Here is a 25,278-nt window from a genome sequence, read left to right as displayed (position 1 = left end):
CTGGCGGCACCACGGCCAGGAGCAGGAGACCCTGGCCACCTACCAGTGGGCGCTGGACCGCGAGTTCGGCGCGGGCTCGGACACCCTCATCCCCTGCCAGGGCTCCCTGCACTGCATCACCAGGACGTTTCCCAAGTCGCTCCGGTAACGCATGGAGACTGCCGGGCACTCGGGGTGAAGGGGCGTCACCAGCCCATTGCCCCGGGGAGGGCATTGCGCCTATGGGAGGGGCATGGCTGACGTGCCTCTTACCGCAGCGGACTTCCCGCCCCCTTCCGTCGAGGAGTGGCGCCGGTTGGTGGACAAGGACCTCAAGGGCAAGCCCTTCACGGTGCTCCAGTCGCCCCTGGAGGGCGGCCTGTCCCTCCAGCCCCTCTACACGCCCCAGGACGCCCCACCCCCGGCCGAACCGCCCGGCGTCGCGCCCTACGTACGCGGCACCCAGCCCCTGGGACACACCGAGGGTGGCTGGCTCCTGTGCCAGGAGTACGCGGGCCCTGACGTGGCCGCGACCTCCGACGCGCTGCGCGACGACCTGGAGCGCGGCACGCAGGGCGTCTGGCTGCTGCTGGACGCGCCGCTGGGCCTGGACGTGAGGGATGAGGCCACGCTGGAGCGCCTGCTTCAGCACGTGCCCCTGGACCGCACGCCGGTGCACCTGGAGCCGACGGCGGACGTGCTCCGTCCCGCCTCGCTGCTGCTGGAGCTGCTGGCGAAGAAGGCCGGCGCCGCGAAGGCGGCCCTGCGCGGAAGCCTGGGCATCGACCCCATCGCGGCCCTCGCGCGCCACGGCGCCGCGAAGGTGGACGTGGCCCGGACGCTGACGGAGGCCGCGCCCCTCATCACGTCGCTGCTCAAGGACGCCCCGGGCCTGCGCGCGCTGCTGGTGTCGTCGCGCCCCTGGGCGGACGCGGGCGCCACGTCCGTGCACGAGCTGGCGTGGAGCATCGCCACCGGCGTGGAGTACCTGCGCGAGCTGGAGCGCGCGGGCGTGGCTCCGGGTGACGCCGCGCGGTCCATGCAGTTCGCCCTGTCCGTGGGCGGGCAGTTCTTCCCTGAGATCGCCAGGCTGCGTGCGGCGCGGCTGCTCTGGGCCAAGGTCGTCGCCGCTTCGGGCGGCGCGCCGGAGTCGCAGGCCATGTCGCTGCACGCGCGCACGGCGAGCGCCACCAAGACGCGGCGCGACCCGTGGGTGAACATCCTGCGCGGCACCGCGGAGTCCTTCGCCGCCGTCGTCGCGGGCGCGGACAGCGTGAGCACGTCCCCCTTCGACGAGCCCCTGGGCACGCCGGATGAATTGGGCCGGCGCCTCGCGCGCAACACGCAGCTCATCCTGCGGGACGAGTCCAGCCTCAACCGCGTCGCGGACCCCGCGGGCGGCAGCTACTACCTGGAGCAGCTCACCGGCGAGTTCGCCCGCGCGGCCTGGACGGAGCTCCAGCGCATCGAGGCGCTGGGCGGCATCTCCCGCGCCATCGCGCAGGGCGACGTGGCCCGCGTCCTCGCGGAGACGCGCACCGCGCGCGACAAGGCCGTGCGCACGCGCAAGCTCCCCATCGTGGGCGTCAGCGAGTTCCCCCACCTCCACGAGGCCCCCGTGCAGCGCGAGGCCCGCGCCGCCGCGCCCGCGAAGGCCGAGGGCGCCGTCACGCCGCCCCAGCCCGTCCGCGTGGCGGAGGCCTTCGAGTCCCTGCGCGACGCGAGCGACCGCTACCACGCGGCGCACGGCGCGCGTCCCCGCGCCTTCATGGCGAACCTGGGCACCGTCGCGGAGCACACCGCGCGCTCCACGTGGATCGCCAACGTGCTCGCGGTGGGCGGCATCGAGCCCGACGAGCACCACGGCTTCGCGGACGCGAACGCCGCCGCGGAGCTGTTCGCCAAGGCGGGCACCACGCTGGCCGTCATCTCCGGCCCGGATGCCCTCTACCCGGAGGCCGTGCCCGCCTACGTCGCCGCCCTCAAGGCGAAGGGCGCCCGCACGGTCGCCGTCGCGGGCCGCCCCGGTGAACACGAGGCCGCCTTCCGCGCGGCCGGCGTGGACCTCTTCCTCTACGCGGGAGCGGACCTGTTCCAGCTCCTGAAGACGCTGCACACGCAGCTCGGAGTGGCCTGATGCGCCCCACCGTTCCGGACTTCTCCCGCGTCGCCTTCGACGCCCCCGAAACCCAGACGCCCGCGCCGGCCGTCGAGAAGCAGCGCGCGCACGCGAGCCAGGCCACGCGCGCCGCGGAGGTCTGGGACACGCCCGAGGGCATCCCGGTCAAGCCGCTCTACACCCGCGAGGACCTGGAGGGCGTGGCGCACCTGGGCTCGCTGCCGGGCCTGCCTCCGTTCGTGCGCGGCCCCTACTCCACCATGTACGTGCAGCAGCCGTGGACGGTGCGCCAGTACGCGGGCTTCTCCACGGCGGAGGCGTCCAACGCCTTCTACCGCCGCAACCTCGCGGCCGGTCAGAAGGGCCTGTCCATCGCGTTCGACCTGGCCACGCACCGCGGCTACGACAGCGACCACCCGCGCGTCGCCGGTGACGTGGGCATGGCGGGCGTCGCCATCGACTCCATCAAGGACATGCGCATCCTGTTCGACCGCATCCCGCTCGACCAGATGAGCGTGTCGATGACGATGAACGGCGCCGTCCTCCCCGTGCTCGCGCTCTACGTGGTCGCGGCCGAGGAACAGGGCGTGAAGCCCGAGCAGCTCAGCGGGACCATCCAGAACGACATCCTCAAGGAGTTCATGGTCCGCAACACGTACATCTATCCGCCCGGTCCCTCCATGCGGATCATCGGGGACATCTTCAAGTTCACGGCGGAGCGGATGCCGCGCTTCAACAGCATCAGCATCAGCGGCTACCACATGCAGGAGGCCGGCGCGACGCAGGACCTGGAGCTGGGCTACACGCTCGCGGACGGCGTGGAGTACGTGCGCGCGGGCCTCGCCGCCGGCCTGGGCGTGGACGCGTTCGCCCCGCGCCTGTCGTTCTTCTGGGCCATCGGGATGAACTTCTTCATGGAGGTGGCCAAGATGCGCGCGGCCCGCCTCCTGTGGGCCCGCCTCATCAAGGGCTTCAACCCCAAGAGCGACAAGAGCCTGGCGCTGCGCACCCACTGCCAGACGTCCGGCTGGAGCCTCACCGCGCAGGACGTCTACAACAACGTCGTGCGCACCTGCGTGGAGGCCATGGCCGCGACGCAGGGCCACACGCAGAGCCTGCACACCAACTCGCTGGACGAAGCCATCGCGCTGCCCACGGACTTCAGCGCGCGCATCGCCCGCAACACCCAGCTCTACCTCCAGTTGGAGAGCGGCACCACGCGCGTCATCGACCCGTGGGGCGGCAGCTACTACGTGGAGCGCCTCACCCACGAGCTGGCCCAGAAGGCCTGGGGCCACATCCAGGAAGTCGAAGCGCTGGGTGGCATGACCAAGGCCATTGAAGCCGGCCTGCCCAAGCTGCGCATCGAGGAGGCCGCCGCGCGCACCCAGGCGCGCATCGACTCCGGACGCCAGGCCATCATCGGCGTGAACAAGTACCCGCCGGAGCGCGCGGACAACATCGAGATCCTCAAGGTGGACAACTCCGCCGTGCGCGAGGCGCAGATTGCCCGCCTGCGCGAGCTGCGCGCGGAGCGCAACGGCGAGGAGGTCCGCCGCCGCCTGGACGCGCTGACGGAGGCGGGCCGGCGCAACGAGGGGAATCTCCTGGCGCTGGCCATCGACGCGGCGCGGGCGAAGGCCACCGTGGGCGAAATCAGCGACGCGCTGGAGAAGGTCTACGGCCGCTACGAGGCCACGGTGCGCGGGGTGACGGGCGTGTACTCAGCGGAAGCGGGACAGGCGCAGGGCATCGCGGAGGCGCGGGCGAAGGCGGATGACTTCCTGGCGCGCTTCGGCCGCCGGCCGCGCATCCTCATCGCGAAGATGGGCCAGGACGGCCACGACCGCGGACAGAAGGTCATCGCCACCGCGTTCGCGGACCTGGGCTTCGACGTGGACATCGGGCCGCTGTTCCAGACGCCCGAGGAGTCCGCGCGCCAGGCGGTGGAAAACGACGTGCACGTGGTGGGCGCGTCGTCCCTGGCCGCGGGCCACCTCACGCTGGTGCCGCAGCTCAAGCACGCCCTCAAGGCCCTGGGCCGCGAGGACATCATGGTCGTGGTGGGCGGCGTCATCCCGCCCCAGGACTACGACGCGCTGCGCGCCGCGGGCGCCGCCGCCATCTTCGGCCCGGGCACCGTCATCGCGAAGGCCGCCATCGAGCTGCTCGACAAGCTGGCCGCCGAGCAGGAGGCGGCGTGAAGCTGCTGTCCGCGGACACCTACGTCGAAGGCGTGCGCGCGGGCGACAGGGCGGTGCTCGCGCGCGCCATCACCCTGGTGGAGAGCGAGCACCCGAAGCACGCCGGGCTCGCGCAAGAGGTGCTGACGAAGCTCCTGCCCCACACCGGCAGGAGCCGCCGCGTGGGCATCAGCGGCGTGCCTGGCGTGGGCAAGAGCACCTTCATCGACGCGCTGGGCATGCACCTGGTGGGCAGCGGCCACAAGGTGGCGGTGCTCGCCATCGACCCGTCCAGCAGCATCACGGGCGGCAGCATCCTGGGCGACAAGACGCGCATGTACCGGCTGGCGCGGGAAACCTCCGCGTACATCCGCCCCAGCCCCTCCAGCGGCACGCTGGGCGGCGTCGCGCGCAAGACGCGGGAGACGCTGCTGCTGTGCGAGGCCGCGGGCTTCGACGTGGTGCTGGTGGAGACGGTGGGCGTGGGCCAGTCCGAGACGGTGGTCGCGGACCTGGTGGACTTCTACCTGGTGCTGATGCTCGCGGGCGCCGGGGACGAATTGCAGGGCATCAAGCGCGGCATCCTCGAAGTGGCGGACATGGTGGCCATCAACAAGGCGGACGGCGACAACCTGCCCCGCGCCACCCGGGCCCGCGCCGAGTACCGCGCCGCCCTGCACCTCATGCGCCCCGGCGCGGAGCCGGTCGTCACGACGTGCAGCGCCATGGAGGGCACCGGCATCGACACGCTGTGGGCCTCCGTGGTGGACGTCGTCAGCAAGCGCGAGGCCTCTGGAGAACTGCAGCACCGGCGCACCCAGCAGCAGGTGGGCTGGATGTGGGCCATGGTGCACGACGGCCTCCGAGCAGCCCTGCGGGCGCACCCCGAGGTGGCCGCCCTGGTGCCCGTCCTGGAGCAGGCCGTACGCGAAGGGCGCGCGACGCCCACCTCCGCCGCACTGCGTGTGTTGGGCGCGTTCCTGCCGCAATCCCAGGCCTGACAAGCCGCGTCGTCCAACGGGCAACGCCTGTCTCAATCGCTTGCCGGGCCTGCACCGCACTCCTAGTGTACGCCCGTGCGACACCCCCAACCGACCACCGCTCCCCAGCCGTACCGGCCCCGCCACCACGTCCGCATCGTCACGGCCGCCAGCCTCTTTGACGGACACGACGCGGCCATCAACGTGATGCGCCGCCTGATGCAGTCCTCCGGCGCGGAGATCATCCACCTGGGCCACAACCGGTCCGTGGCGGAGATCGTCGACTGCGCCATCCAGGAGGACGCCCAGGGCATCGCCCTCACGTCCTACCAGGGCGGCCACGTCGAGTACTTCAAGTACATGATTGATTTGCTGCGCGAGCGCGGCGCGAACATCAAGGTGTTCGGCGGCGGCGGCGGCACCATCCTCCCCACGGAGATTGAAGAGCTGCACAAGTACGGCGTCGCGCGCATCTATTCCCCGGACGACGGCCGCGCCATGGGCCTCCAGGGGATGATTGACGACCTCATCTCCCAGTGTGACTTCGAGAAGCGCCCGGCGGACTACAAGGGCCTCTTGAAGACGCCGCTGCCGCGCGAGCCCGAGCGCATCGCGTCGCTCATCACCATCGCGGAGAACTTCGCGGACGCGGGCGAGGAGCTGCGCACCGCGCTGCAGGCCGCCAGCGTGGAGGCCCCGCGAGTGCCCGTGCTGGGCATCACCGGCACGGGTGGCGCCGGCAAGTCCAGTCTCGTGGACGAGCTGGTGCGCCGCTTCCTGGCGGACTTCCCGGACAAGACGCTGGCGGTGCTCTCCGTGGACCCGTCCAAGCGCAAGTCCGGCGGCGCGCTGCTGGGCGACCGCATCCGCATGAACGCCATCGACAACCCGCGCGTCTACATGCGCTCGATGGCCACCCGCCAGAGCAACCTGGCCCTGTCCCGGCACGTCGCCCACTCCATCGAGGTCTGCAAGGCGGCGGGCTTCGACCTCATCGTGGTGGAGACTTCCGGCATCGGCCAGTCGGACACGGAAATCACCGAGCACTCGGACGTGGCGCTCTACGTGATGACGGCCGAGTACGGCGCGGCGACGCAGCTCGAGAAGATCGACATGCTCGACTTCGCGGACGTCATCGCCATCAACAAGTTCGACAAGCGCGGGTCGCTGGACGCGCTGCGCGACGTGAAGAAGCAGTGGAAGCGCAACCACAACGCCTTCACCCTGGCCGATGACGCGGTGCCCGTGTACGGCACCATCGCTTCGCAGTTCAACGACCCGGGCATGAACACGCTGTACCGGGCCATCGTCGACGCGCTGGTGAAGAAGACGGGCGCGACGCTGGACAGCCGGTTCTCCCTCACGCCCGGCATGAGCGAGAAGAAGTGGATCATCCCCCCGGAGCGCACGCGCTACCTGGCGGAGATTGTCGAAGCCTGCGAGGGCTACGACGGCTTCGTGCGCGCCCAGGCCGCCATCGCCCGGCGCATGTACCAACTGCACGGCACCATCCAGGCCCTGCGCCAGAACGTGGGGAAGAAGAAGCTGGAAATCGTCGAGCCGAAGAGCGCGGACGACGTGGTGCAGGTGACGGAGCGCGTGGAGGGCGAGCCCGCGTACCTGGGCGACCTGGTGGCGCTGTACCAGGACCTGGAAAGCCGCCTGCACGCGGACTGCCGGCGCCTGCTGGCCGAGTGGCCCGCGACGAAGAAGCGCTACGCCGCGTCCAAGTACCAGTTCCAGGTGCGCGACAAGGTCATCGAGCTGGACCTCATCAGCGAGACGCTGTCGCACCTGCGCGTGCCCAAGATTGCCCTGCCGAAGTATGAGGACTGGGGCGACATCCTGACGTGGCTGCTGCGGGAGAACGCGCCGGGCGCCTTCCCGTTCACCGCGGGCGTCTTCCCGCTCAAGCGCGAGGGCGAGGACCCCGCGCGCATGTTCGCGGGCGAGGGCGGCCCGGAGCGCACCAACAAGCGCTTCCACTACGTGTCGCGCGGCCTGCCGGCGAAGCGCCTGTCCACGGCGTTCGACTCGGTGACGCTGTACGGCGAGGACCCGGACCACCGGCCGGACATCTACGGCAAGGTGGGCAACTCGGGCGTGTCCATCGCGAACGTGGACGACGCGAAGAAGCTCTACTCCGGCTTCGACCTGGCGGACCCGTCCACCTCCGTGTCCATGACCATCAACGGCCCGGCCCCCATGCTGCTGGGCTTCTTCCTCAACGCCGCGGTGGATCAGCAGTGCGAGAAGTGGATCCGCGCCAACGGCAAGGTGGACGAGGTCGAGAAGCGCATCGACGCGCTCTACAAGGAGCGCGGCCTGCCGCGTCCGCGCTACCAGGGCGAGCTGCCCCAGGGCAACGACGGCCTGGGCCTGCTGCTCTTGGGCGTGTCAGGTGATGAGGTCCTGCCGGCGGACGTCTACGCGAAGATTCGCGCGTCCACGCTCCAGGCGGTGCGCGGCACGGTGCAGGCGGACATCCTCAAGGAGGACCAGGCGCAGAACACCTGCATCTTCTCCACGGAGTTCGCCCTGCGCGTGATGGGCGACATCCAGCAGTACTTCATCGACCAGAAGGTGCGGAACTTCTACTCGGTGTCCATCAGCGGCTACCACATCGCTGAGGCCGGGGCGAACCCCATCTCCCAGCTGGCCTTCACGCTGGCGAACGGCTTCACCTTCGTCGAGTACTACCTGTCGCGCGGGATGCACATCGACGACTTCGCGCCCAACCTGTCGTTCTTCTTCTCCAACGGCATGGACCCGGAATACGCGGTGCTGGGGCGCGTGGCCCGCCGCATCTGGGCCAAGGCCATCCGGGACAAGTACGGCGGCAACGACCGGTCGCAGAAGCTGAAGTACCACATCCAGACGTCCGGCCGGTCCCTGCACGCGCAGGAGATTGCCTTCAACGACATCCGCACCACGCTGCAGGCGTTGCTGGCGCTCAACGACAACTGCAACTCGTTGCACACGAACGCCTACGACGAGGCCATCACCACGCCCACGGAGGAGAGCGTGCGGCGCGCGCTGGCCATCCAGCTGGTCATCAACAAGGAGTTCGGCCTGTCCAAGAACGAGAACCCCAACCAGGGCTCGTTCATCATCGAGGAGCTGACGGACCTGGTGGAGGCGGCGGTGCTCAACGAGTTCCGCGCCATCTCCGAGCGCGGCGGCGTGCTGGGCGCCATGGAGCGCATGTACCAGCGCTCCAAGATTCAGGAGGAGTCGCTCTACTACGAGATGCAGAAGCACGACGGGACGCTGCCCATCATCGGCGTGAACACCTTCCTGGACCCGAAGGGCTCGCCCACGGTGACGCCGCCGGAAGTGATTCGCGCGACGAAGGAGGAGAAGGACTACGCCATCACCGCGCGTGACGCCTTCTGGAAGCGCAACGCGAAGACGGCGCCCGCGGCCCTGGAGGCGGTGCGCCGCGCGGCCCTGGACAACGGCAACGTGTTCGGCGCGCTGATGGACGCCTGCAAGGTGTGCACGCTGGGCCAGCTGTCCCGCGCGCTGTACGAGGTGGGCGGCCAGTACCGGCGCAACATGTGACGCGAGCGCCGAGGTCCCGGGCGGATGTCCCGGGACCCCGGCGCGAGTGCATCAGGGGGCCAGCACGTCGAACTGGCAGGTGGAGTCACCCAGGACGGTGAACGTGGGGTCCGTCCACAGGTCGATGCCGTAGGTGCCGGAGCCCTGCGCCTCGAAGGTCTGCACCCAGCGCGCGCCCACGTGCTCGCGCGAGTACGACACCCAGTTGCCCTGCGCGTCGCGGAAGTCCGCGTGGAACTGCACCTGGCCCGGGCTGTCCTTCCAATCACAGGCGAACTGGTAGCGCTGACCGGCGGTGGCCTGGAAGGAGAAGAAGTCGTGGTCGACCGGGTCCAGGATGCGGGCGGACACCGCCTGCGTCGGGCCCGTCAGCGGCGTCGCCGTTGCCAGCGTGTCCCCGTGGTCGTCCGCGCCCAGGTCCTCGAATTGGAGGGTGTAGCGGCCCTCCACCCAACGTGTCGGCACGACCGGGGAGGTGTTCACGCTCACGAAGTGCGTGGACTGCGACGCCTTGAAAGTGGCCCTCGTGCGGTCACCCTGCGGACTGACGAACTCCCCGCCCGGTGCGGCGGTCCGGACCCCGCATTGCTTGTTGCCGTCGATGGTGCACGACACCCGGTAGTGGTGACCGGACACGACGCCCAGGGAGAAGACATCCGTGTCCGTGAAGGTTTCAAACTTCGCCTGCACGGACGCAGTGCCCGCCGCGAGCACGGTGGCGGTCTGCACGGAGTCCCCATGGTCCTCCTTCCCCATGTCCTTCAAGACGCAGGTGTACGGCTGGGTGGAGGTGTTGTCCTTCTGGTCCTTGATGGAGGCATAGAACACGCCCCCTGGAGACTTGAAGGCCGTGGCCGCCTGGGTCTCCTCGAAGGTGGTGTTGTCGGTGACGCCGTAGCGCTGTCCGCGAAAGTTGAGGATGGAGAGGTCCCAGTACGGCGTGGGGAAGGTGCACTCGAGTGCGTAGACATTGTCCGCCACGCTCTGGAAGGAGAGCAGGTCCCGCTCTCCCCAGTGCTCACCGCTCCCCGTCAGGACCTGCTCCGAAGGAGTCCAGGGCGTCGCCGTGGCATAGAGGTCTCCGTGGTCGTCCGGGCCCATGTCCACGAAGCGGAAGGAGAAGGGCGCTACGGGAGCCTCGGAGTACTCGGAGAACCAGGTGACCTCCACCGTATGGACGGCGCCCGCCGTGAACCCGGACCAATGCCACGCATAGGGGGTGGAGCTGACGCGCCGGCTCGGGATGCCGTAGTCGAGCGACTTCCCGGCTCCGTCCCGCATCTCCAGGCTGTAGCCATCGCTGCCGGCCTCGACGATGAGGTCATAGTGGTGCCCGGCCTGGGCCACGAAGGCGAACCGGAGCGGGGCCCCCGCGTCCTCCCACGAAACGGTGTGGAGCTCCGTCGCGGACGGCGTCAGCAGCGTGTGGCCCTCCGGGATGACAGGCGGCGGTTGTTCCGTCCCGGCGTCGGTCCCCGCATCCGAACCGGCGTCCACGCCGGATCCCGCGTCAGGCGTGGGGTTGGAGTCGGAATCACAGGCGCTCAGCGCGAACAGACAGGCGCCGAGCATGAAGGCAGACAGCGGGCGTTTCAACACGGGCATTGGATGGGCTCCCCCTCAGCAAGACGCCCACCCCATACCACGTCTGACACCCGGCCAATGCACCATCAGTAGGCGCTGGACGTGGGGCGGATGATGATCTCACTCACGTCCACGTCCGCGGGCTGGCTGATGGCGTAGCGGATGGCCCGGGCGATGGCGTCCGCGGGAATGGCGTCCTTGCGGAACTCGCGCATGTACTCGCGCGACGCCGGGTCGCTGATGCTCTCCGCCAGCTCCGACTGGGTGACTCCCGGAGAAATCACCGTCACGCGGATGTCCGCGCCCACCTCCTGGCGAAGCCCTTCCGAAATGGCGATCACCGCGTACTTCGTGGCGCAGTAGACCGCCGCCGTCGGGACCACCGAGTGCCCGCCAATGGAAGACAGGTTGATGAACTGCCCCGACTTCTGGCGCTTCATCACCGGCAGCCCCGCCGCGATGCCGTGCAGCACACCCCGGATGTTCACGTCGATCATCCGGTTCCACTCGTCCACTTTCAGCTCCTCCAGCTTGGACAGCGGCATCACGCCCGCGTTGTTGATGAGCACGTCCAGCCGTCCGTACTCCTTCAGCGTGAAGGCCACGAAGGCGTCCACGTCCTCGCGCTTCGTCACGTCCAGCGCCTTGTAGCGGGCCTCTCCGCCCTTCGACCGCAGCTCGCCCGTCAGCGCCTCCAGCCGGTCCGCCCGGCGCGCGCCCAGCACCACCTTCGCCCCCTGACTGGCGAGCAGGCGTGCAGTCGCCTCGCCAATGCCGCTGCTCGCTCCCGTGATGGCCACGACCTTGCCCTGGATGTCCGTCGTCATCGCTTTCGTCCCCTGTTGAAGGCCCGGCGCGAAGAGGGCGCCGGGGATGAACGCACCCTCTCAAGGACGGGGGCGAGGGCGGTATCCGGATGCTCGCGGACTCTTGCCCATTCCTGCACGGGCACCGTGCCCCCATTGGAGTTATGACGGGCGCGCATGCCGACCGCCCGTCCCGACTCCGCTCCGAACCCGCACCTGTCCGAGCTGGCGACCCTCCTGGCGCGCCACACCCCCACGGACGGCATCCACGTCACGGCCATTCCCCGCGTGGTGCTCATCCGCGCATCCCAGCCCTCCACGCCGCTGCACGCGTTGCAGGAACCGGCGCTGTGCATCGTCGCGCAGGGCCGCAAGCAGGTGCTCCTGGGAGAAGAGCTGTATGTCTATGGCACGGACCAATGCCTCGTCGCGTCCGTGGACCTGCCCGTCACGGGACAGGTGGTGGAGGCGTCGCCCGCCGCGCCCTACCTGTGCTTCCGGCTGGACCTGGAGCCGGGGCAACTGGGCAGCCTGATGATGGAGGCGGAGCTGGACGCGCCCGGCCCCACGGACATGGTGCGCGGCCTGGCCCTGGGCCCCGTGGGCACGCCGCTCCTGGACGCCACGGCGCGGCTGGTGCGGCTGCTGGACACGCCGCGAGACATCCCCGTGCTCGCGCCGCTCATCATCCGCGAGATCCTCTACCGCCTGCTGTCCGGCGAGAACTCCGAGCGGCTGCGGCGCATCGCCGTGGCGGACAGCCGCCGGGAGTCCGTCACCCGCGCCATCCACTGGCTCAAGGAGCACTACGCCGCGCCGCTGCGCATCGAGCGGCTGGCGCGCGCCGTCCACATGAGCCCGTCCGCGCTGCACCACCACTTCAAGTCCGTCACCGCCATGAGCCCGCTGCAGTACCAGAAGCAGCTGCGGCTCCAGGAGGCCCGCCGCCTGATGCTGGCGCAGGCCATGGACGCGGCGATGGCCGGCCACTCCGTGGGCTACGAGAGTCCGTCCCAGTTCAGCCGCGAGTACAGCCGGATGTTCGGTGCACCACCTTCCCGTGACATCGCGAGGCTGCGGGAGTCCCTCGCTTCCGCCCCGGCGGCGGCGCGCTAGTCCCTGGGGCCGATGGCGGGGGCGGCCCCCCGTTTCCACGTTGTGCCCCCCTTCCGGAGCCATCGCCCGGAAGACCTACCCAGGGGGAGGGGCATGATGTCTTCGGGTGAAGGTGGTGACTGGGGACTGAAGCACACGGCGACGCAACTCAGCGCCGGGGAGCTGGAGCAGCTGGCCCACGAGGAGCCGTTCCGGGACTCCGTCCTGCCCCGCTCGGGCAGCGCCGTGCGGTTCCTGCGCGTGCACCTCATGCGCATCGCCGGGCACCTGGGCGAGCTGCACCTGCCGGACTTCAAGGAGGTGGTGGGCGGCGCCATCCAGGCCGCGGAGCAGCCCACGCCGCTGCTCTTCGTCGCCCAGCTGCGGGAGCGGCTCGGCTTCGAGCGGACCAGCTCGCGGCTCTACGCGGGCCTGCTGGTGAAGACCCATGCCCTGGGCAGCTACCCGGGTGGCCCCACGCCGGAGCGGCTGGTGGAGCTGCACAACCAGGAGCTGGACCACCTGAACCTCATCCGCGAGTGCATCTACCGGCTCGGGATGGACGCGCCCCAGATGATGGCGTCCGGGAACACCGCCGATCCCCGGACGCACGGCCTCCTGCGGGCCGTGGACGACCCGTGCGCCACGCTCCAGGACGCGCTGCGCGCGGTCCTCATCGCGGAGATCCTCAACAACGCCGGCTGGGCGCTGCTCGTGGACCTGGCCCAGGAGCTGGGCCCGCCCGACCTGGTGGACGCCTTCCGCGAAGTGCTGCGCGAGGAGACGCTGCACCTGGAAGAGGTCACGGACTGGGTGGCCAACCTCCCCGAAGACATCCGCGCCGCCGCCCCGCGGGCTTCCGCGGGCTGATGGCGCCTCCCGCGCTCAGGCGTGCCGCCGCTGCCGCAGGGGTTCGACCTCGCGGCGCAGCCGCGCCACGGAGAGGCTGAGGAACACCAGCATCCCCACCAGCAGCCCGCCACCAAAGGCGAGCCCCAGCAGCCACGGCTGGAACGAGCGCACCAGCCCACCGGCGACGCCCTGGCTGAACGCCCCGCCCAGCCGCGTCAGCGCCGCGTCCCGGCACGCCACGGCCTCGGCGCCCTGGCGCCCCTCGCATTCAGGGAAGACGGCGCCCAGCTCCTGGCGCGACTGCTCCACCATGGTGCTCGCCATCCGGCCCGCGGTGGCGGACAGGCTCTGGCCCAGCGGGCCCTTGCCGTCCGGCCCCAGTTACCGCTCCAGCTCCGTGCTCAGCCCCTTCGCGACCTGGGAGGCCAGCGCCGAGGAGAACGACGCCCCGGAACCGCCCGTCCCCGGAGCCAGCGAGGCCAGGGGCGCCGGCAAGGGGGCGTTGGGGCCTGGGCCGCTCGGCGGCACGCCCTCCGGCCCTGCGGCAGTCGCGGCGGGGCGCTCCGGTTGGGTGACGGCGTCCATCATCCCGCGCGCCACCTGCTCGGCGTTGCGGCGGGCCACGGCGTCGTCCGTGGCCTGATCCTCGGCGCTCTTCTGGTTCTTCTGCTCCTGGATGGACTCCAGCGCCCCCTCGGTGCCCTGCTTCGCCATGTCCCGGGCGATGGCTCCACAGCCACTGCCGCCCAGGAGCACCAGCATCCACACGCCCAGCACCTTCACGTGGCGCATCCGTCCTCCCTGGCACGGCCCGTCCGTGCCTCATGGGAGTCAACCTAGTGTCCCCGGACACGCTGGGAGCGCGACGGAACCCGCCCCCTGCCTGGCTGGTGACCCTTGGCGGGCCTTCAGCGGGACACGGGCCGCCTTCGCGCGACCCGCTCCCGCACCGTGGCGATGAAGGCGGGCTTGTCCGCGCTCCCCTTCACGCCGTCGAAGTCCAGGTCCAGGTTCTCCGCGACGGCCCGGAGGTATTCCAGACAGGGCTCGTCCGCGGGCGGCTTGCCTTCGGCGAACAGCGGATGGCAGTTGGAGCAGTAGTTGACCACCCAGACGCGCTCGTCCTCTGGAATCTCCAGCGAGACGGGATTGCCGTCGCTTGCGTCCTCGTCGAACGGCTCGATGCGCCAGACGCCCGTGGCGTCGTCGTCATCCATGAGCAGCTCGCGGTAGTTGAGGCTGGGAACGAACTCCCATTCTCCCCAGTCGTAGCCGAAGGGCTGCGTCCGCGTGCGCCGCGCGCGGCCCCGGGCCTTCTCGAAGTCGTCGGCGTCCTCCGGCGCTTCGTCCGCGGCGAAGAAGAACAGGTCCAGGATGGCCTGGTCGTCGCCAAACCCCTCCTCCTCGCACTCCTCGCCGGTCTTCTCACCGCACACGTACGACGACGGAGGACCGCAGACGCTGCATCGGTAGTCGTGGACGCCCATGGCCGGAACGCTAGCAGACCGCGCCGCGCGGCTCAGTCGTCGTCATCGTCACCACCGCCACCACCGCCACTGTCCCAATCGCTGTCATCGAAGTAGAGCCGGTCCGTGATGTTGAAGGTGCACGTCAGCTCGCCTCCGGTTTCGTAGCGGTAGACGAACCGGCCCTGGGCCTGGCCATCCCCCTGGATGAGCCGGTCCAGCGTCAGCGTCCCCTCCACCGGGACGCCGGTGACGGAGGAGAAGCCATCCCGGCCCAGGTCGGTGAACGCGCCCCACTCGCTGACCCGGGACGTGTCCTGGGACACCAGCGCGTCCCCCTGCCGCAGGAGCTCCACGGTCCAGGGCGCACCTGCCACCGTGGGCTCCCCCGGAATGTGGATGTCCACCCCGAAGGACGCCAGCTCCGGGGCGCCGTCCGCGACGTAGGCCAGGTGCAGCTGCGTGCCCTGGGTGCCGTCGAAGGGGAGGAACCCGGACATCACGGAGTTTTCGTCGATGGGCCACACCACGCTCTGGGCGCCATACGCGCCCCGGCATTCGCCCTCGGGCTTGGGAACGGAGTCACAACCGGTGATGGACAGGGCGCACGCCAGCAGCGGCAGCGCGGTGCGGGACAGGAGTCGGAACATCCGTCCATCCTAACCAGGGCCCCCACCCGTCCCGTCAGTCCCACCGCGTCATTCGCTGGGGGCGACGATCACCTCGAACGTACACGTCAGCGCGCCGCCGTCGGCGTAGCGGTAGACGAAGCGCCCCTCCGCGGCCGACGCCGACACCTCGTCCAGCGTCACCGAGCCCTCCACCGGGACCCCGGCCGAGGAGAGATAGCCAGACGCCCCGCCGATGTTCCCCACCCACCGCGTCACCAGCGACGGCTCCACGGGCACCAGCTGGCCCTGCCGGGGCTGGAGGCCCACGGTGCGGTCCTCCTTCACCCGGGCGCCCTCCACCAGGTGGATGTCCACGCCGAAGCCCTCCAGCACCGGCTCGCCGTCCGGCGTGTAGTCCAGGTCGATGAAGGTGTCCGGAAGCTCGCCCTGCACGGAGCGGTGCACCAGCGAGGAGCGCTCCTGGAGCGGCCAGTGCACGCGCCGTCCCTCATGCGTGCCCACGCACTCGCCCGTGGCCCGGGGCAGGTTGTCGAGCCAGTAGCAGGAAGAGACACAGAGGGCGCAGACCAGCAGCAGCAGGGTGCGCGGCGGACGGGACATGGCCCGCATCCTAGCGGGAGGACCGTGGACGCGGCGGAGCCCGGGCTCCCTGCAATTCCTGTCATCCCTTCCCTGGAGGGGGGTGGGGATGACGGGGAACAGAAGGAGATGCTATGAACGCGCCGCCGTCTGCCTTTGCCGCTCCGGCCTGACTCCCGTCGGGCGTTGTCTCCCCGGCCGTTCCACCACCTGCATCCAATCATTTCCCGCCCGGGGGGAGGCGTGGGGCCATGCCGCCCTGCGTGGGCTGCCTCCGGGTTCGTACCTGGAGTCGTATGTCCTTCCCGTCGGGTCCCCTTCGCGCCTCGCGTCTGGCCATGGCCGCGCTGGCCTCCCTGTCCTTGACGCTGGGCGGCTGCGCCACGCTTCCGCCGCGCGGACAGGTCGTCATGCGCGACGTGTCCTTCCCCTTGCGCGACTTCCGCATGCCGTCCGGCCTGCGCGTGGTGGTGGAGCGCGACGCGCGCGCGCCCGTGGTGGCGGTGGTCGCGGTGGTGGGCGCGGGCGGCTCCAGCGACCCCGGCGGCAAGGAGGGGCTGGCGCACCTGGTGGAGCACCTGGCCTTCCGCGCGCGTCCTGGCAACGGGCCTTCCGTGCAGGCGCGGCTCAACGCCACGGGCGCGGGCCACTCCAATGCCTCCACCAGCCTGGACTACACGGCCTATGAGGAGCTGGCCCCGAAGGAGTCGCTGGCCACGCTGGTGAAGCTGGAGGGCGAGCGGCTGTCGTCGCCGCTCTCCAACGTCAGCCCGGAGGTCTTCGCGGTGGAGCGCGAGGTGGTGCGCAACGAGCTGCGCCAGCGCAACGAGACGGGCTACGTGGGCCAGGTGTACAGTTGGGTGCACGCGGCGTCGTTCCCGGCGGGGGACCCGTACTCGCGGCCCGTGGTGGGTTCGCACGAGTCGCTGTCCGCCCTCACGCTGGCGGACGCGCACCGCTTCGCGCGCGCCCACTACCGTCCGGACAACGTCACCCTGGTCATCTCCGGGGACGTGGACCTGGCGCAGGTGGAGGCCACGCTCCAGCAGAACCTGCCGCCCGCGTGGGTGGGCACCGGCGCCCCGCTGGCCCAGGATGCGCGCATGCCCGCGCAGCGCTCGGAGCCTCCGGTCGCGCCGGTCAGCAAGACGCTGCCGGTGTACGCGGCGGCGGTGCCGTCGCCGGAGCTGTACCTGTCGTGGGTGCTGCCGCGCGCCTTCGACGAGGCCAGCGCCCTGCACGACTTCGTGGAGGTCAGCCTGGACAGCAAGCTCTGGGAGGCGGTGCGCAACGACGGCGACATCGCGGGCATCTCCACCAGCCTGGTGTCCGGCACCCGCGCGTCGCTGCTCATCGTGCGCGTGAACCTGTCGCGCGGGGACCACCCGGAGCGCTCGGCGGAGAAGGTCCTGGACCAGGTGTACAAGACGTGGTCCGCGGAGGCCGCGGCCGGCAACGTGCTGGGCCAGGAGTTCAACTTCCAGTCCCTGCGCCGCCAGGTGGTGACCAGCATGGTGCTGGAGTCGGAGCGGCTGCTGGCGCGCACGAAGAGCCGCGCGCTGCTCACCCACTTCACGACGGACGTGCGCTCGTACACGCGCTCGCAGATGGCGCTGATGGGGCTGGACGGCGGCAAGGTGACGGACTTCGCGTACCGGTGGCTCCAGCGCGACCGGGCGCACGCCATCCTGGTGCGGCCCGGGGAGAGCGGCGGTCCGACGGCGGCGCCCGTGCTGGCGAAGCTGCCCGGGGGCGAGCCCGCGGTGGAGGGCGGCGAGCGCGTCACGCCGTCCATGCTGTCGGCGACCTCGGCCGCCGTGCGGACGCTGAAGCTGGAGAACGGCATGGAGGTGCTGCTGGTGCCCCGGCCGGGCCTGCCCGTGGTGCGCGTGGGCGCGGCGCTGGGCGGAGGGACGGCGCACGGGGAGAAGCCGGGCGTGGCGGACCTGGCGAAGTGGGGCGCCTTCCGCGAGTCCTTCTTCGAGGGCCGCCCGAGCGACTGGGGCCTGCACGAGGTCACGCGCACGGAGCTGGACCACGTGCAGGTGCACCTGGCCGGCACGGCGGGCAACGTGGGGAACATGCTGGCGATGCTCGCCGAGGACCTGTCCACCACGCGCACGTCGGAGGACGTGGTGCGCTACTGGCGCGAGCAGGTGCAGCCGTGGCGTGAGGCGGTGGACACGCGGCCGGAGGTGCTGGCGCACCGGAACCTGATGCACGCGCTGTACGGCACGCACCCCTATGCCCACGAGGCGACGGGGGCGCAGATGGGCAAGGTGTCCTGGTCGGAGGCGCAGGCGTGGCTGGAGGACGTCTACCGGCCTGGCAACACGGTGGTGGTGGTGGCCGGTGAGTTCGACGAGAAGGAGGTCGAGCCGATGGTGCGCAAGTACCTGGGCGACTGGAGCCGGGGCAAGCCGCAGCCGGTGGTGGTGCCGCCGGCGCCGGTGCTGCCCGCCGCGTCCGCGAACGTGAGCACGCTCTTCACCGCGCGCCCCGGGGCCAGCCAGGGTCAGGTGCAGCTGGCCTGCCGGCTGCCCACGGCCACGCCGGAGCTGGAGGCGCGCTACGCGCTGATGGCGGAGCTGCTGGAGGTGGACGTCTACGAGCGGACGCGCTCCGGGACGGGGGCGTCGTATGGCTTCTGGGCGCGGCCCTGGATTGGGCGTGGCGGCGCGGCGCACCTGGTGCTGGAGGGCAGCCTGGACGCGCAGCGGCTGCGCGAGGGCGTGGGGTCGCTGCGGGAGACGCTGGCGGCGTTCTCCAAGGACGTGTCCGCGAAGGACCTGGAGCACGCCCGGGCGCGGCTGCTGGCGCGGCAGGCGGTGTCGTTCATCTCCACGGATGCCTGGGTGGCGGCGCTGCTCGAGGCGCGCGTGCGAGGCTTCCCGGTGGAGGCGGTGGCCCAGCGCCCCACGCACCTCCAGGCGGTGACGGCGGAAGCGGTGAAGCAGGAGTTCGCGGGCTGCCTCCAGCGCCTCGTGGTGAACGTCACGGGGGATGAAGCCCCCAGCCGCGCCGCCCTCCAGGCGGTGTCGGTGCCGTAACGGGTGGCCCCCGGCCGGGAGCCCTTGGCTCAAAACCTGTCCGACTGTCGGACAGGTTTGCTCCACCTGCCCCCGGGGTGGTGCCCTCCAGCCATGCGGTAGGACCGGCGGGCACGACCCGCCGGGCGACGTGGGTCCGTATGAGGTGGCATGCGAGCCTTGAACCTCCGTCGGACGCGGTACCTGCTGGGCGCCCTGTTGTCGTGGGGCGCCTCCGCCTGCCACGGGACGGATGGGCCCACGTCGCCTTGCGAGGGCACGGACTGCGCGGTCCCCGGGCTCGTCCGGGCGTTCGAGAGTGGCACGCCGTCCTCGGCGGTGCAGCCGCGCACGGGCTTCGGTGGACTCAAGGTGCGGCGGGCTTCCGGGCGCACCTTCGTGCTGGAGACGACGCGCGACGCGGCAGGCCGGGACACCCGCCGGCTCACCGCGTCCGCCCAGGACGGCACCCTGCTGTGGCGGTTCGACGCCGCGGCCGGAGAGCACCTCAGCGACTTCACCGTGCACCCGTCCGGAGAGCTCACCCTGGGCGTCGAGCGCACCGGCGCGACGGCGGAGGCCTACGACCTGGTGCGCCTGTCCGCGGAAGGACAGGTGCTGTCGAGGCAGCCGCTCCCCGCGCCCGCGACGATGCCCGACTCCGACCTGGGCGGCACCCTGCCCTCCCCTGCGTTCCGCATGAAGTCCCCCTGGGTCCATGCCCTCACCGACGGCTGGCTGCGCACGCAGGCGCGAGGCGAGGACCTGGCGGTGGCCTTCCTGTCGCTCGCGGCCCCCTCGGAGGAGGCGCCCAACACGCAGGACCTGGCGTCAGGGCTGATGACGCTCCAGTGGAAGGACGGGCGCTACGCCGAGCAGTGGACCCGCGTCGTCGACGGGCGTCACTCCACGCAGCCGGCCGCCTGGGCCTACGACGAGTTCCGCTGGCGCGAGGCCCCGCTCCGGCCCCTGCTCGCCGTGGACGCCGAGGGCCAGCTGGTGGTGGGCCGCACCTGGAACAGCTCCCGCTGCATGGCCTCCAGCCGCACGTTCAACGACTTCACCGCCGTGCACTGCCGCTCCGGCGAAGACGTCACCAGCACGGTGGACACCGAACGCCAGCCCTTCGCCCTGACGGCCTTCACGCCCGTGGGGACGCGCATCGGGACGCACGTCTTCGTGCCTGCCCGGGCAGCGGAGTTCGTCGTCTTCGACATGGCGGTGCGCGGCGGCGAAGTGGCGCTCGCGGGCACGGTGGTGACGGAGGGCGTGGATGGCACCGTTTCCTACTACCCGTCCGCGCCGGGCATGCAGGACCGGATGACGCCCTACGACGGCTACCTGGGCGTGCTGTCGCTCGACTCGGGCGCCCTGCGCTTCGAGCACCGCGTGGACACGGGCCGCGCGGACCACTTCTCCGCGCTGCGCTGGACGGACGCGGGGCTGGTCGCCGTGGGCGCCTCCGGGTGGGACCGGTGGGACGGCGGCATGAGCATCTCGCGCGGCGCCGGGGCGCTGCTCGCGCTCGCGTCCACCGATGGCCAGACGGTGCGCACGCAGCAGCCCGGCCCCAGGGGACAGGACCGCCACTTCCACCTGCTGGGCGTGGACGCGGACGGGGACTCGCTGGTGGCGGTGGGGCTCGCGGAGGCGCCAATGACGCACTCCGGAGACGGCGGCCACGTGGAGGCCATGACCTTCGGTGGGCTCGGCGTGGAGCTGCGCTGAACCCAGCCAGGCGCCCGGAAGGGGCCTTCCGTTGACGGGCGAGGGGCGGTCCTTGAAGACAGGGGCCCGTCCCCCCTTCCGGGAACAGGCCCCTGAACGGTTCGCCAGTGCTTGCGGTCACGGAAGCGCGCCGCGCGCCGTCACGCCAGCTCAGAACTCCGGCGTGACGTAGCAGAAGTCCGAAGTGAAGGGGCAGTCCTGCGGGCAGCTGTCCGCCGTCTCACCGTCGCAGCAGCGGTGATCACCACACGTGAAGCCGCCACAGTCCTGCGGGCAGTTGAAGCGGTTCTCCGTGTTCGGGTCGCAGACACTGTCGCCGCAGTAGCTGGGGGCGCCGCAGTCCTGCGGGCAGTTGGTGCTGTTCTCGGAGCTGGCATCACAGATGCTGTCGCCACAGACGGCACACAGCCGGGCGGACACAGGAGCCGAGAACCAGTCCGGCGTGACGTAGCAGAAGTCCGACGCGAAGGGGCAGTCCTGGGCGCAGCTGTCCGGCGTCTCGCCGTCACAGCACCGGCGGTCTCCGCAGGTGAAGCCCGCGCAGTCCTGCGGACAGTTGAAGCGGTTCTCCGTGCTGGGGTCACAGACGCTGTCACCGCAACTGCCACACAGCGCCGCCGCCTGCTGTGAAGGCTCCGGCGACTCCGCCTCCACCGTCCCTCCGCACGCCAGCAGCAGGCCCGACACCAGGGCCAGGAGCCCCATCTTCATACCACTCATGTGCATGTCCTTGCCTTCCGGTCTTCCACCCTAAGCGGGCCTACGCTTGTTAATACGGAAGGCGGTCGGCGCTCAAAGACAGAGGGCCCGTCCCTCCCGGAACGGGCCCTCCTGGACACATGGGCTCGCGGTGCCGCGGCTACGGGAAGCTGGCCGGTGCACCGGGCCAGGTGCCGTCCCGGTCCCAGCAGCTCACCGCGCCCGAGGGGCGCAGCACGCATGCCTCATCCATGCCGGTGACGATCTGGCTGAAGGGGCCATCCGTGCGCACCAGCGGGCTGAGGGAGTAGCCCGCCCAGCACTGCGAGGTGCCGTCCGCCTTCAGCGCGCAGCTCAGGTTGCAGCCCAGGTCCACCTGGGTGAAGACACCCGCGGGCGCGTTGTTCTGGCCCATGCCGTTGAAGCCCCAGCACACCACGCTGCCATCCGGACGGATGCCGCAACTGCTGTTGCAGCTCGCGGCCACGGAGGTGAAGGCCCCCGCCGGCGTGGCGCTGCTCTGCCCGCCGAAGTCATCCCCCCAGCACACCGCGGTGCCATCCGCCTTCACGCCGCAGGTGTGGCTGCCGCCCGCGTCAATCTGCGTGAAGGTGGCGAGCGGCACGGCGAGCTGGCCGTAGTAGCCATTGCCCCAGCACTTCACGGTACCGTCGGTCCGGCGGCCGCAGACGTGGTACTGGCCCGTGGCCAGTTGCACGAAGCGGTCGGTGTTGGTGTTGGGCACGTAGAGGGAGAGCCCCCAGCACACCGGCGAGCCGTCCGTGCGCAGCGCGCACACGCCGCCGTCGGACACGCTCACCTGCGCGAACGTGCCCACCGGGGCGTACTCCGGCACGTAGTGCTTCGACCAGCACGACAGGCTGCCCGCCGAGGTCACCCCGCAGAACATGCCCCGGTAGCCCGCGCTGATGTGGCGCGTGGGCGTCAGGTTCAGCCCCGGGTTGTTGCCGAACACGGGCGTCGTCGGCAGGTTGGTGCCCTGGCCGTACTCCGTGCTGCCCCAGCACACCACGCTGCCGTCGGACTTCAGCGCGCAGGTGTTGTCATAGCCCGCCGCCACCTGGACGAAGGTCCCCGTGGGAGGCGTGGCCTCGCCCTTCGCGTTGGAGCCCCAGCACGACAAGGTCCCCGTCGTGTTCACGCCGCAGGTGTGGTGGTCGCCCGCGTTGATCTGCACGAACGTGCCCGCCGGCACCGAGGCCCGCCCCTGACTGGTGTCTCCCCAGCAGACCCCCGTGCCGTCGCTCTTGAGGCCGCAGCTGTGCAGCTCGCCCGAGGTCACCTGCGTGAAGGCGCCGGTGGGCGCCAGCGCCTGGCCCGCCCAGTTCCCGCCCCAGCACGCCGCAGTGCCGTCCGTCTTCACACCGCACGCGTGCCACACGCCCGCGCTCAGCTGGCGGAACGTGCCGGAGGGCGCCGTGGCCTGGCCGTTGTCGTTGGCGCCCCAGCACGCCACCGTGTCGTCCGTGCGCAGCCCGCAGGAGAAGTGCCCACCGCTGGTGACCTGCTTGAACGTCCCCGAGGGCGCGGCCGTCTGCCCGCCGTCGTTGGCGCCCCAGCACGCCACCGAGCCGTCCGACTTCACACCGCAGGTGTGGAAGTAGCCGCCGCTCACCTGCGTGAAGGTGCCGGACGGGGCCACGTTCTGGCCATGCCAGCCATTGCCCCAACAACCCAGCGTGCCGTCCAGCTTCAGGCCACAGCCGTGGTACGCGCCCGCGCTGATGACGGGGTCGTCCCCGCGGACGTTGGCGACCTGGGCCGCGGCGGTGGAGGCGAGCGTCGCGGTCGCCCCCAGGGCAATGACGCGGAGCCAGCGCCCCAGGCGCTGGATGGAATCATGGGTCATGAGAAGGTCCCCCTGTGGTGGGACGAAGGGCGTCCCGCGTGGAGTCACTTCCCGATACGCACCGACGCATGAAGATGGGTCGTCGCGGATGTTTCAGCGAGACATCCACAGGCTGACGGCGTCACGCGCTGACACGCTGCGTGGCCCTTGAGGCGAAGGACCCGCGGCATAGGATGCCGCGCATGACGACCTCCGCCTCCGACGCCTCGCGGCTGCTGGACCTGCTGTGGGAGCGCTACGCCTCCGAAGTCCCCTTCGCGCGCACCTTCGTGGCGCTGTCCGGAGGACGCTTCCGCAACGACCACGTCGCGTTCCGCACGCTCGCGCGGCCGGAGGGAGGCATCGCCCTCTTCTCCCGCGTGTTCGAGCGGTTCGGCTGGAAGCCCGCCGGCGCGTACACGTTCCCGGACGCGCACCTGTCCGCCATCTACCTGTCGCACCCGGAGGGGCTGCCGCGCGTCTTCCTGTCCGAGCTGAAGTCGGAGGAACTGTCGCCGCGAGCCCGTGAGCTGCTCGCCGCGCTGCCGGTGGATCCGCCGCCGCCGGAGGACGTGGAGTCGCTCGCGGCGTGGTTCACGGCACCGGCGCCGCCGGAGGAAGCCGCGCTGCTGGAGCTGGAGAAGGAGACCCAGTACGGCGCGTGGCTGCTGGCCTTCGGCCGCAAGGTGAATCACTTCACCGGCGCGGTGGACGACGTGGAGGCGTGGCAGCGGCGCATGCGCGAGGCGGGCGTGCCCATGAAGGCGGACATCGAGGGCGCGCCCGGCACGGCACTGAGACAGACAGCCACGCACGCGGCCCCGCTGCCCCTGACGCTCCGGGGCGGAGGCACGCGCGCGTGGCCGTATGCGTACTTCGAGATCGCCCAGCGCTCGGGAGGGTTCGACGGGTTCCTGGGGCCGCAGGCCCGCGCGCTGTTCGACATGACGAAGCGGGGCTGAGGCTCGCGGCCCGGGGACGTTCGGGGGAGGGGTCTGGGGATGCCCCCGGACCGCGACGCCTCGTGAAGCTAGTGGCGGCCGCCGCCGCGCTCGCAGCGGTCGGGCAGGCTCAGCACCGCGCCGTCGAGCGTGCCGTCGCCGCACTCCGGACCGAAGGTGAGCACGTGGCTCTCCCCATCCGCGGTGGTGCGCGTGAGCGTGCCGCCCGTGGGCCAGGGGCACACGTCGCGCGACGGCCGGACGATGCCCGCCAGCGTGATGGTGCCCTGCGTGCCGTCGAGCGCCGTCTCCGTGTACGCGCCGTCGATGGTTCGCACCGGAGGCGTGTCGGTGGAGAACGCGACGGACAGCGCACCCTCCAGCCGCACGGACTTCACCACCGTGCCGTCCGCATCCGTGCGCGTGCGAGTCACGTCCGCCTGCGTGCTCTTCTGAAGGGGCGGAGCGCCGTCCACCAGCTCCGACGTGGAGGCGGTGGTGCCCTTCACGGTGGAGACCTCACCGTCGGCGTTGGTGCTGGAGACCTCGAAGGTGACGGTCTGGCTCTGGGTCACCGCGCCCGTGCAGTCCGCGGAGGCTTCGTACGCGTTCACGATGTCCACCGTGCCGCTGGAGGGACCACGCGGCCCCGGTCCGCCCGGCCGGCCGCCGCCGCCACCGCCCCCATCGAAGGACTGACCACCCACCTGCGAATCCGTGCCCTCCTGAGGAGGAGGAGGCGCGCCGCCGCCACCGGGACGCTGGCCGCCGCCACCGCGGCCTTCGGGGCGCTCGGGGGCCGCGCAGTCGGTCCACTCCAGGTGCACGGTGGCGGGCAGCGTCTTGCCGCACACGTCCACGGTGGTGACGTCGGGGCTCGCGTCACAGTGGAAGCCTTCGATGGCCTGGGGGCGCAGCTTGTCCAGGCCGCGCAGGAGGCTGGACACCTCCACCGCGTCGCTCGAGTCCGACGTGGCCTCCACCGCCTGGGACACATCCGATGTGGCGTCCGTGGTCGACGTCTGCGAAGCGCTGCCACAGCCGACCGTCATGGTGCCCACCACCAGCGCGACTGCTCCCAGCCACTGACTGCCCCTGCTCGAGTGCCTCATGAGTGCGTGCTCCCTTGTCATCCGGTGCCCGGCCGCTGTCCGTCTGCCCCCGTGAGACGAAACGGATTTCCGCCGTGTTCC

General features: G+C 71.0%; 19 protein-coding genes. 9 read left to right on the top strand and 10 right to left on the bottom strand.

Annotated features, from left to right (window positions below; translation table 11 throughout):
* Positions 1-232 precede the first annotated feature (232 nt).
* The 4 genes from JYK02_RS38560 (at position 233) to JYK02_RS38545 (ending at position 8,825) form a co-directional block, all read left to right on the top strand.
* Complete coding sequence (locus JYK02_RS38560) at positions 233-2,116, top strand: methylmalonyl-CoA mutase family protein (RefSeq protein WP_207057961.1); 1,884 nt, start codon at positions 233-235, stop codon at positions 2,114-2,116.
* Positions 2,116-4,302: a methylmalonyl-CoA mutase gene (gene scpA / locus JYK02_RS38555; RefSeq protein ID WP_207057960.1), complete on the top strand. Its 2,187-nt coding sequence runs from the start codon at positions 2,116-2,118 to the stop codon at positions 4,300-4,302. The genes JYK02_RS38560 and scpA overlap by 1 nt, the downstream gene beginning before the upstream one ends.
* Entirely contained in the window at positions 4,299-5,282 is a 984-nt protein-coding gene (gene meaB / locus JYK02_RS38550) for a methylmalonyl Co-A mutase-associated GTPase MeaB (RefSeq protein WP_207057959.1), read from the top strand. The genes scpA and meaB overlap by 4 nt, the downstream gene beginning before the upstream one ends.
* A 75-nt stretch (positions 5,283-5,357) precedes the next feature.
* The gene (locus JYK02_RS38545; RefSeq protein WP_207057958.1) at positions 5,358-8,825 is read left to right on the top strand and encodes a methylmalonyl-CoA mutase family protein; all 3,468 of its coding nucleotides are present in this window, start codon (positions 5,358-5,360) and stop codon (positions 8,823-8,825) included.
* A gap of 51 nt (positions 8,826-8,876) precedes the next feature.
* Here the strand turns inward: JYK02_RS38545 and JYK02_RS38540 are convergent, their stop codons facing one another.
* Positions 8,877-10,430, bottom strand: coding sequence for a hypothetical protein (locus JYK02_RS38540; protein ID WP_207057957.1), 1,554 nt, complete (start codon positions 10,428-10,430; stop codon positions 8,877-8,879).
* 65 nt (positions 10,431-10,495) lie between these two features.
* A complete protein-coding gene (locus JYK02_RS38535; RefSeq protein WP_207057956.1) occupies positions 10,496-11,236 on the bottom strand; it encodes an SDR family oxidoreductase in 741 nt (246 codons plus the stop codon).
* 156 nt (positions 11,237-11,392) lie between these two features.
* Here JYK02_RS38535 and JYK02_RS38530 point away from each other — a divergent pair, with 156 nt between their 5' ends.
* Both JYK02_RS38530 and JYK02_RS38525 read left to right on the top strand, forming a co-directional pair.
* A complete protein-coding gene (locus tag JYK02_RS38530; protein WP_207057955.1) occupies positions 11,393-12,331 on the top strand; it encodes an AraC family transcriptional regulator in 939 nt (312 codons plus the stop codon).
* A gap of 93 nt (positions 12,332-12,424) precedes the next feature.
* On the top strand, positions 12,425-13,180 hold the full coding sequence (locus tag JYK02_RS38525; RefSeq protein ID WP_207057954.1) for a ferritin-like domain-containing protein: 756 nt from the start codon (positions 12,425-12,427) through the stop codon (positions 13,178-13,180).
* A 15-nt stretch (positions 13,181-13,195) separates the two neighbouring features.
* Here JYK02_RS38525 and JYK02_RS38520 read toward each other — a convergent pair whose 3' ends face one another.
* The 5 genes from JYK02_RS38520 to JYK02_RS38500 all read right to left on the bottom strand — a co-directional run bounded on the left by JYK02_RS38520 (position 13,196) and on the right by JYK02_RS38500 (position 15,860).
* Positions 13,196-13,486 (bottom strand): hypothetical protein, encoded by a 291-nt coding sequence (locus JYK02_RS38520; protein ID WP_207057953.1) that lies wholly within the window; start codon positions 13,484-13,486, stop codon positions 13,196-13,198.
* A gap of 57 nt (positions 13,487-13,543) precedes the next feature.
* Positions 13,544-13,954: a hypothetical protein gene (locus tag JYK02_RS38515; protein WP_207057952.1), complete on the bottom strand. Its 411-nt coding sequence runs from the start codon at positions 13,952-13,954 to the stop codon at positions 13,544-13,546.
* Positions 13,955-14,070: 116 nt separating this feature from the next.
* On the bottom strand, positions 14,071-14,649 hold the full coding sequence (locus JYK02_RS38510; RefSeq protein WP_207057951.1) for a hypothetical protein: 579 nt from the start codon (positions 14,647-14,649) through the stop codon (positions 14,071-14,073).
* 32 nt (positions 14,650-14,681) lie between these two features.
* The gene (locus JYK02_RS38505) at positions 14,682-15,278 is read right to left on the bottom strand and encodes a hypothetical protein (RefSeq protein WP_207057950.1); all 597 of its coding nucleotides are present in this window, start codon (positions 15,276-15,278) and stop codon (positions 14,682-14,684) included.
* 48 nt (positions 15,279-15,326) lie between these two features.
* A complete protein-coding gene (locus tag JYK02_RS38500) occupies positions 15,327-15,860 on the bottom strand; it encodes a hypothetical protein (protein ID WP_207057949.1) in 534 nt (177 codons plus the stop codon).
* Positions 15,861-16,135: 275 nt separating this feature from the next.
* Between JYK02_RS38500 and JYK02_RS38495 the strand changes: the two genes are divergently transcribed.
* A complete protein-coding gene (locus tag JYK02_RS38495; RefSeq protein WP_207057948.1) occupies positions 16,136-18,889 on the top strand; it encodes a M16 family metallopeptidase in 2,754 nt (917 codons plus the stop codon).
* Positions 18,890-19,039: 150 nt separating this feature from the next.
* On the top strand, positions 19,040-20,596 hold the full coding sequence (locus JYK02_RS38490; protein WP_207057947.1) for a hypothetical protein: 1,557 nt from the start codon (positions 19,040-19,042) through the stop codon (positions 20,594-20,596).
* Between the two features lie 150 nt (positions 20,597-20,746).
* Here JYK02_RS38490 and JYK02_RS38485 read toward each other — a convergent pair whose 3' ends face one another.
* Both JYK02_RS38485 and JYK02_RS38480 read right to left on the bottom strand, forming a co-directional pair.
* Positions 20,747-21,316: a hypothetical protein gene (locus JYK02_RS38485; protein WP_207057946.1), complete on the bottom strand. Its 570-nt coding sequence runs from the start codon at positions 21,314-21,316 to the stop codon at positions 20,747-20,749.
* A 139-nt stretch (positions 21,317-21,455) separates the two neighbouring features.
* Entirely contained in the window at positions 21,456-23,165 is a 1,710-nt protein-coding gene (locus tag JYK02_RS38480; RefSeq protein ID WP_207057945.1) for an RCC1 domain-containing protein, read from the bottom strand.
* A 182-nt stretch (positions 23,166-23,347) separates the two neighbouring features.
* On the opposite strand from JYK02_RS38480, the gene JYK02_RS38475 reads away from it, so the two are divergent.
* On the top strand, positions 23,348-24,106 hold the full coding sequence (locus JYK02_RS38475; RefSeq protein ID WP_207057944.1) for a DUF1338 domain-containing protein: 759 nt from the start codon (positions 23,348-23,350) through the stop codon (positions 24,104-24,106).
* Between the two features lie 68 nt (positions 24,107-24,174).
* Here the strand turns inward: JYK02_RS38475 and JYK02_RS38470 are convergent, their stop codons facing one another.
* Positions 24,175-25,197, bottom strand: coding sequence for a hypothetical protein (locus JYK02_RS38470; RefSeq protein ID WP_207057943.1), 1,023 nt, complete (start codon positions 25,195-25,197; stop codon positions 24,175-24,177).
* Between the last annotated feature and the right edge of the window lie 81 nt (positions 25,198-25,278).

Source organism: Corallococcus macrosporus, from assembly GCF_017302985.1.
GTDB classification, from domain to species: Bacteria; Myxococcota; Myxococcia; order Myxococcales; family Myxococcaceae; genus Corallococcus; species Corallococcus macrosporus_A.
The sequence above is the reverse complement of the archived record's forward strand: the minus strand, read 5'-3'. Positions and strand labels throughout refer to the sequence as shown.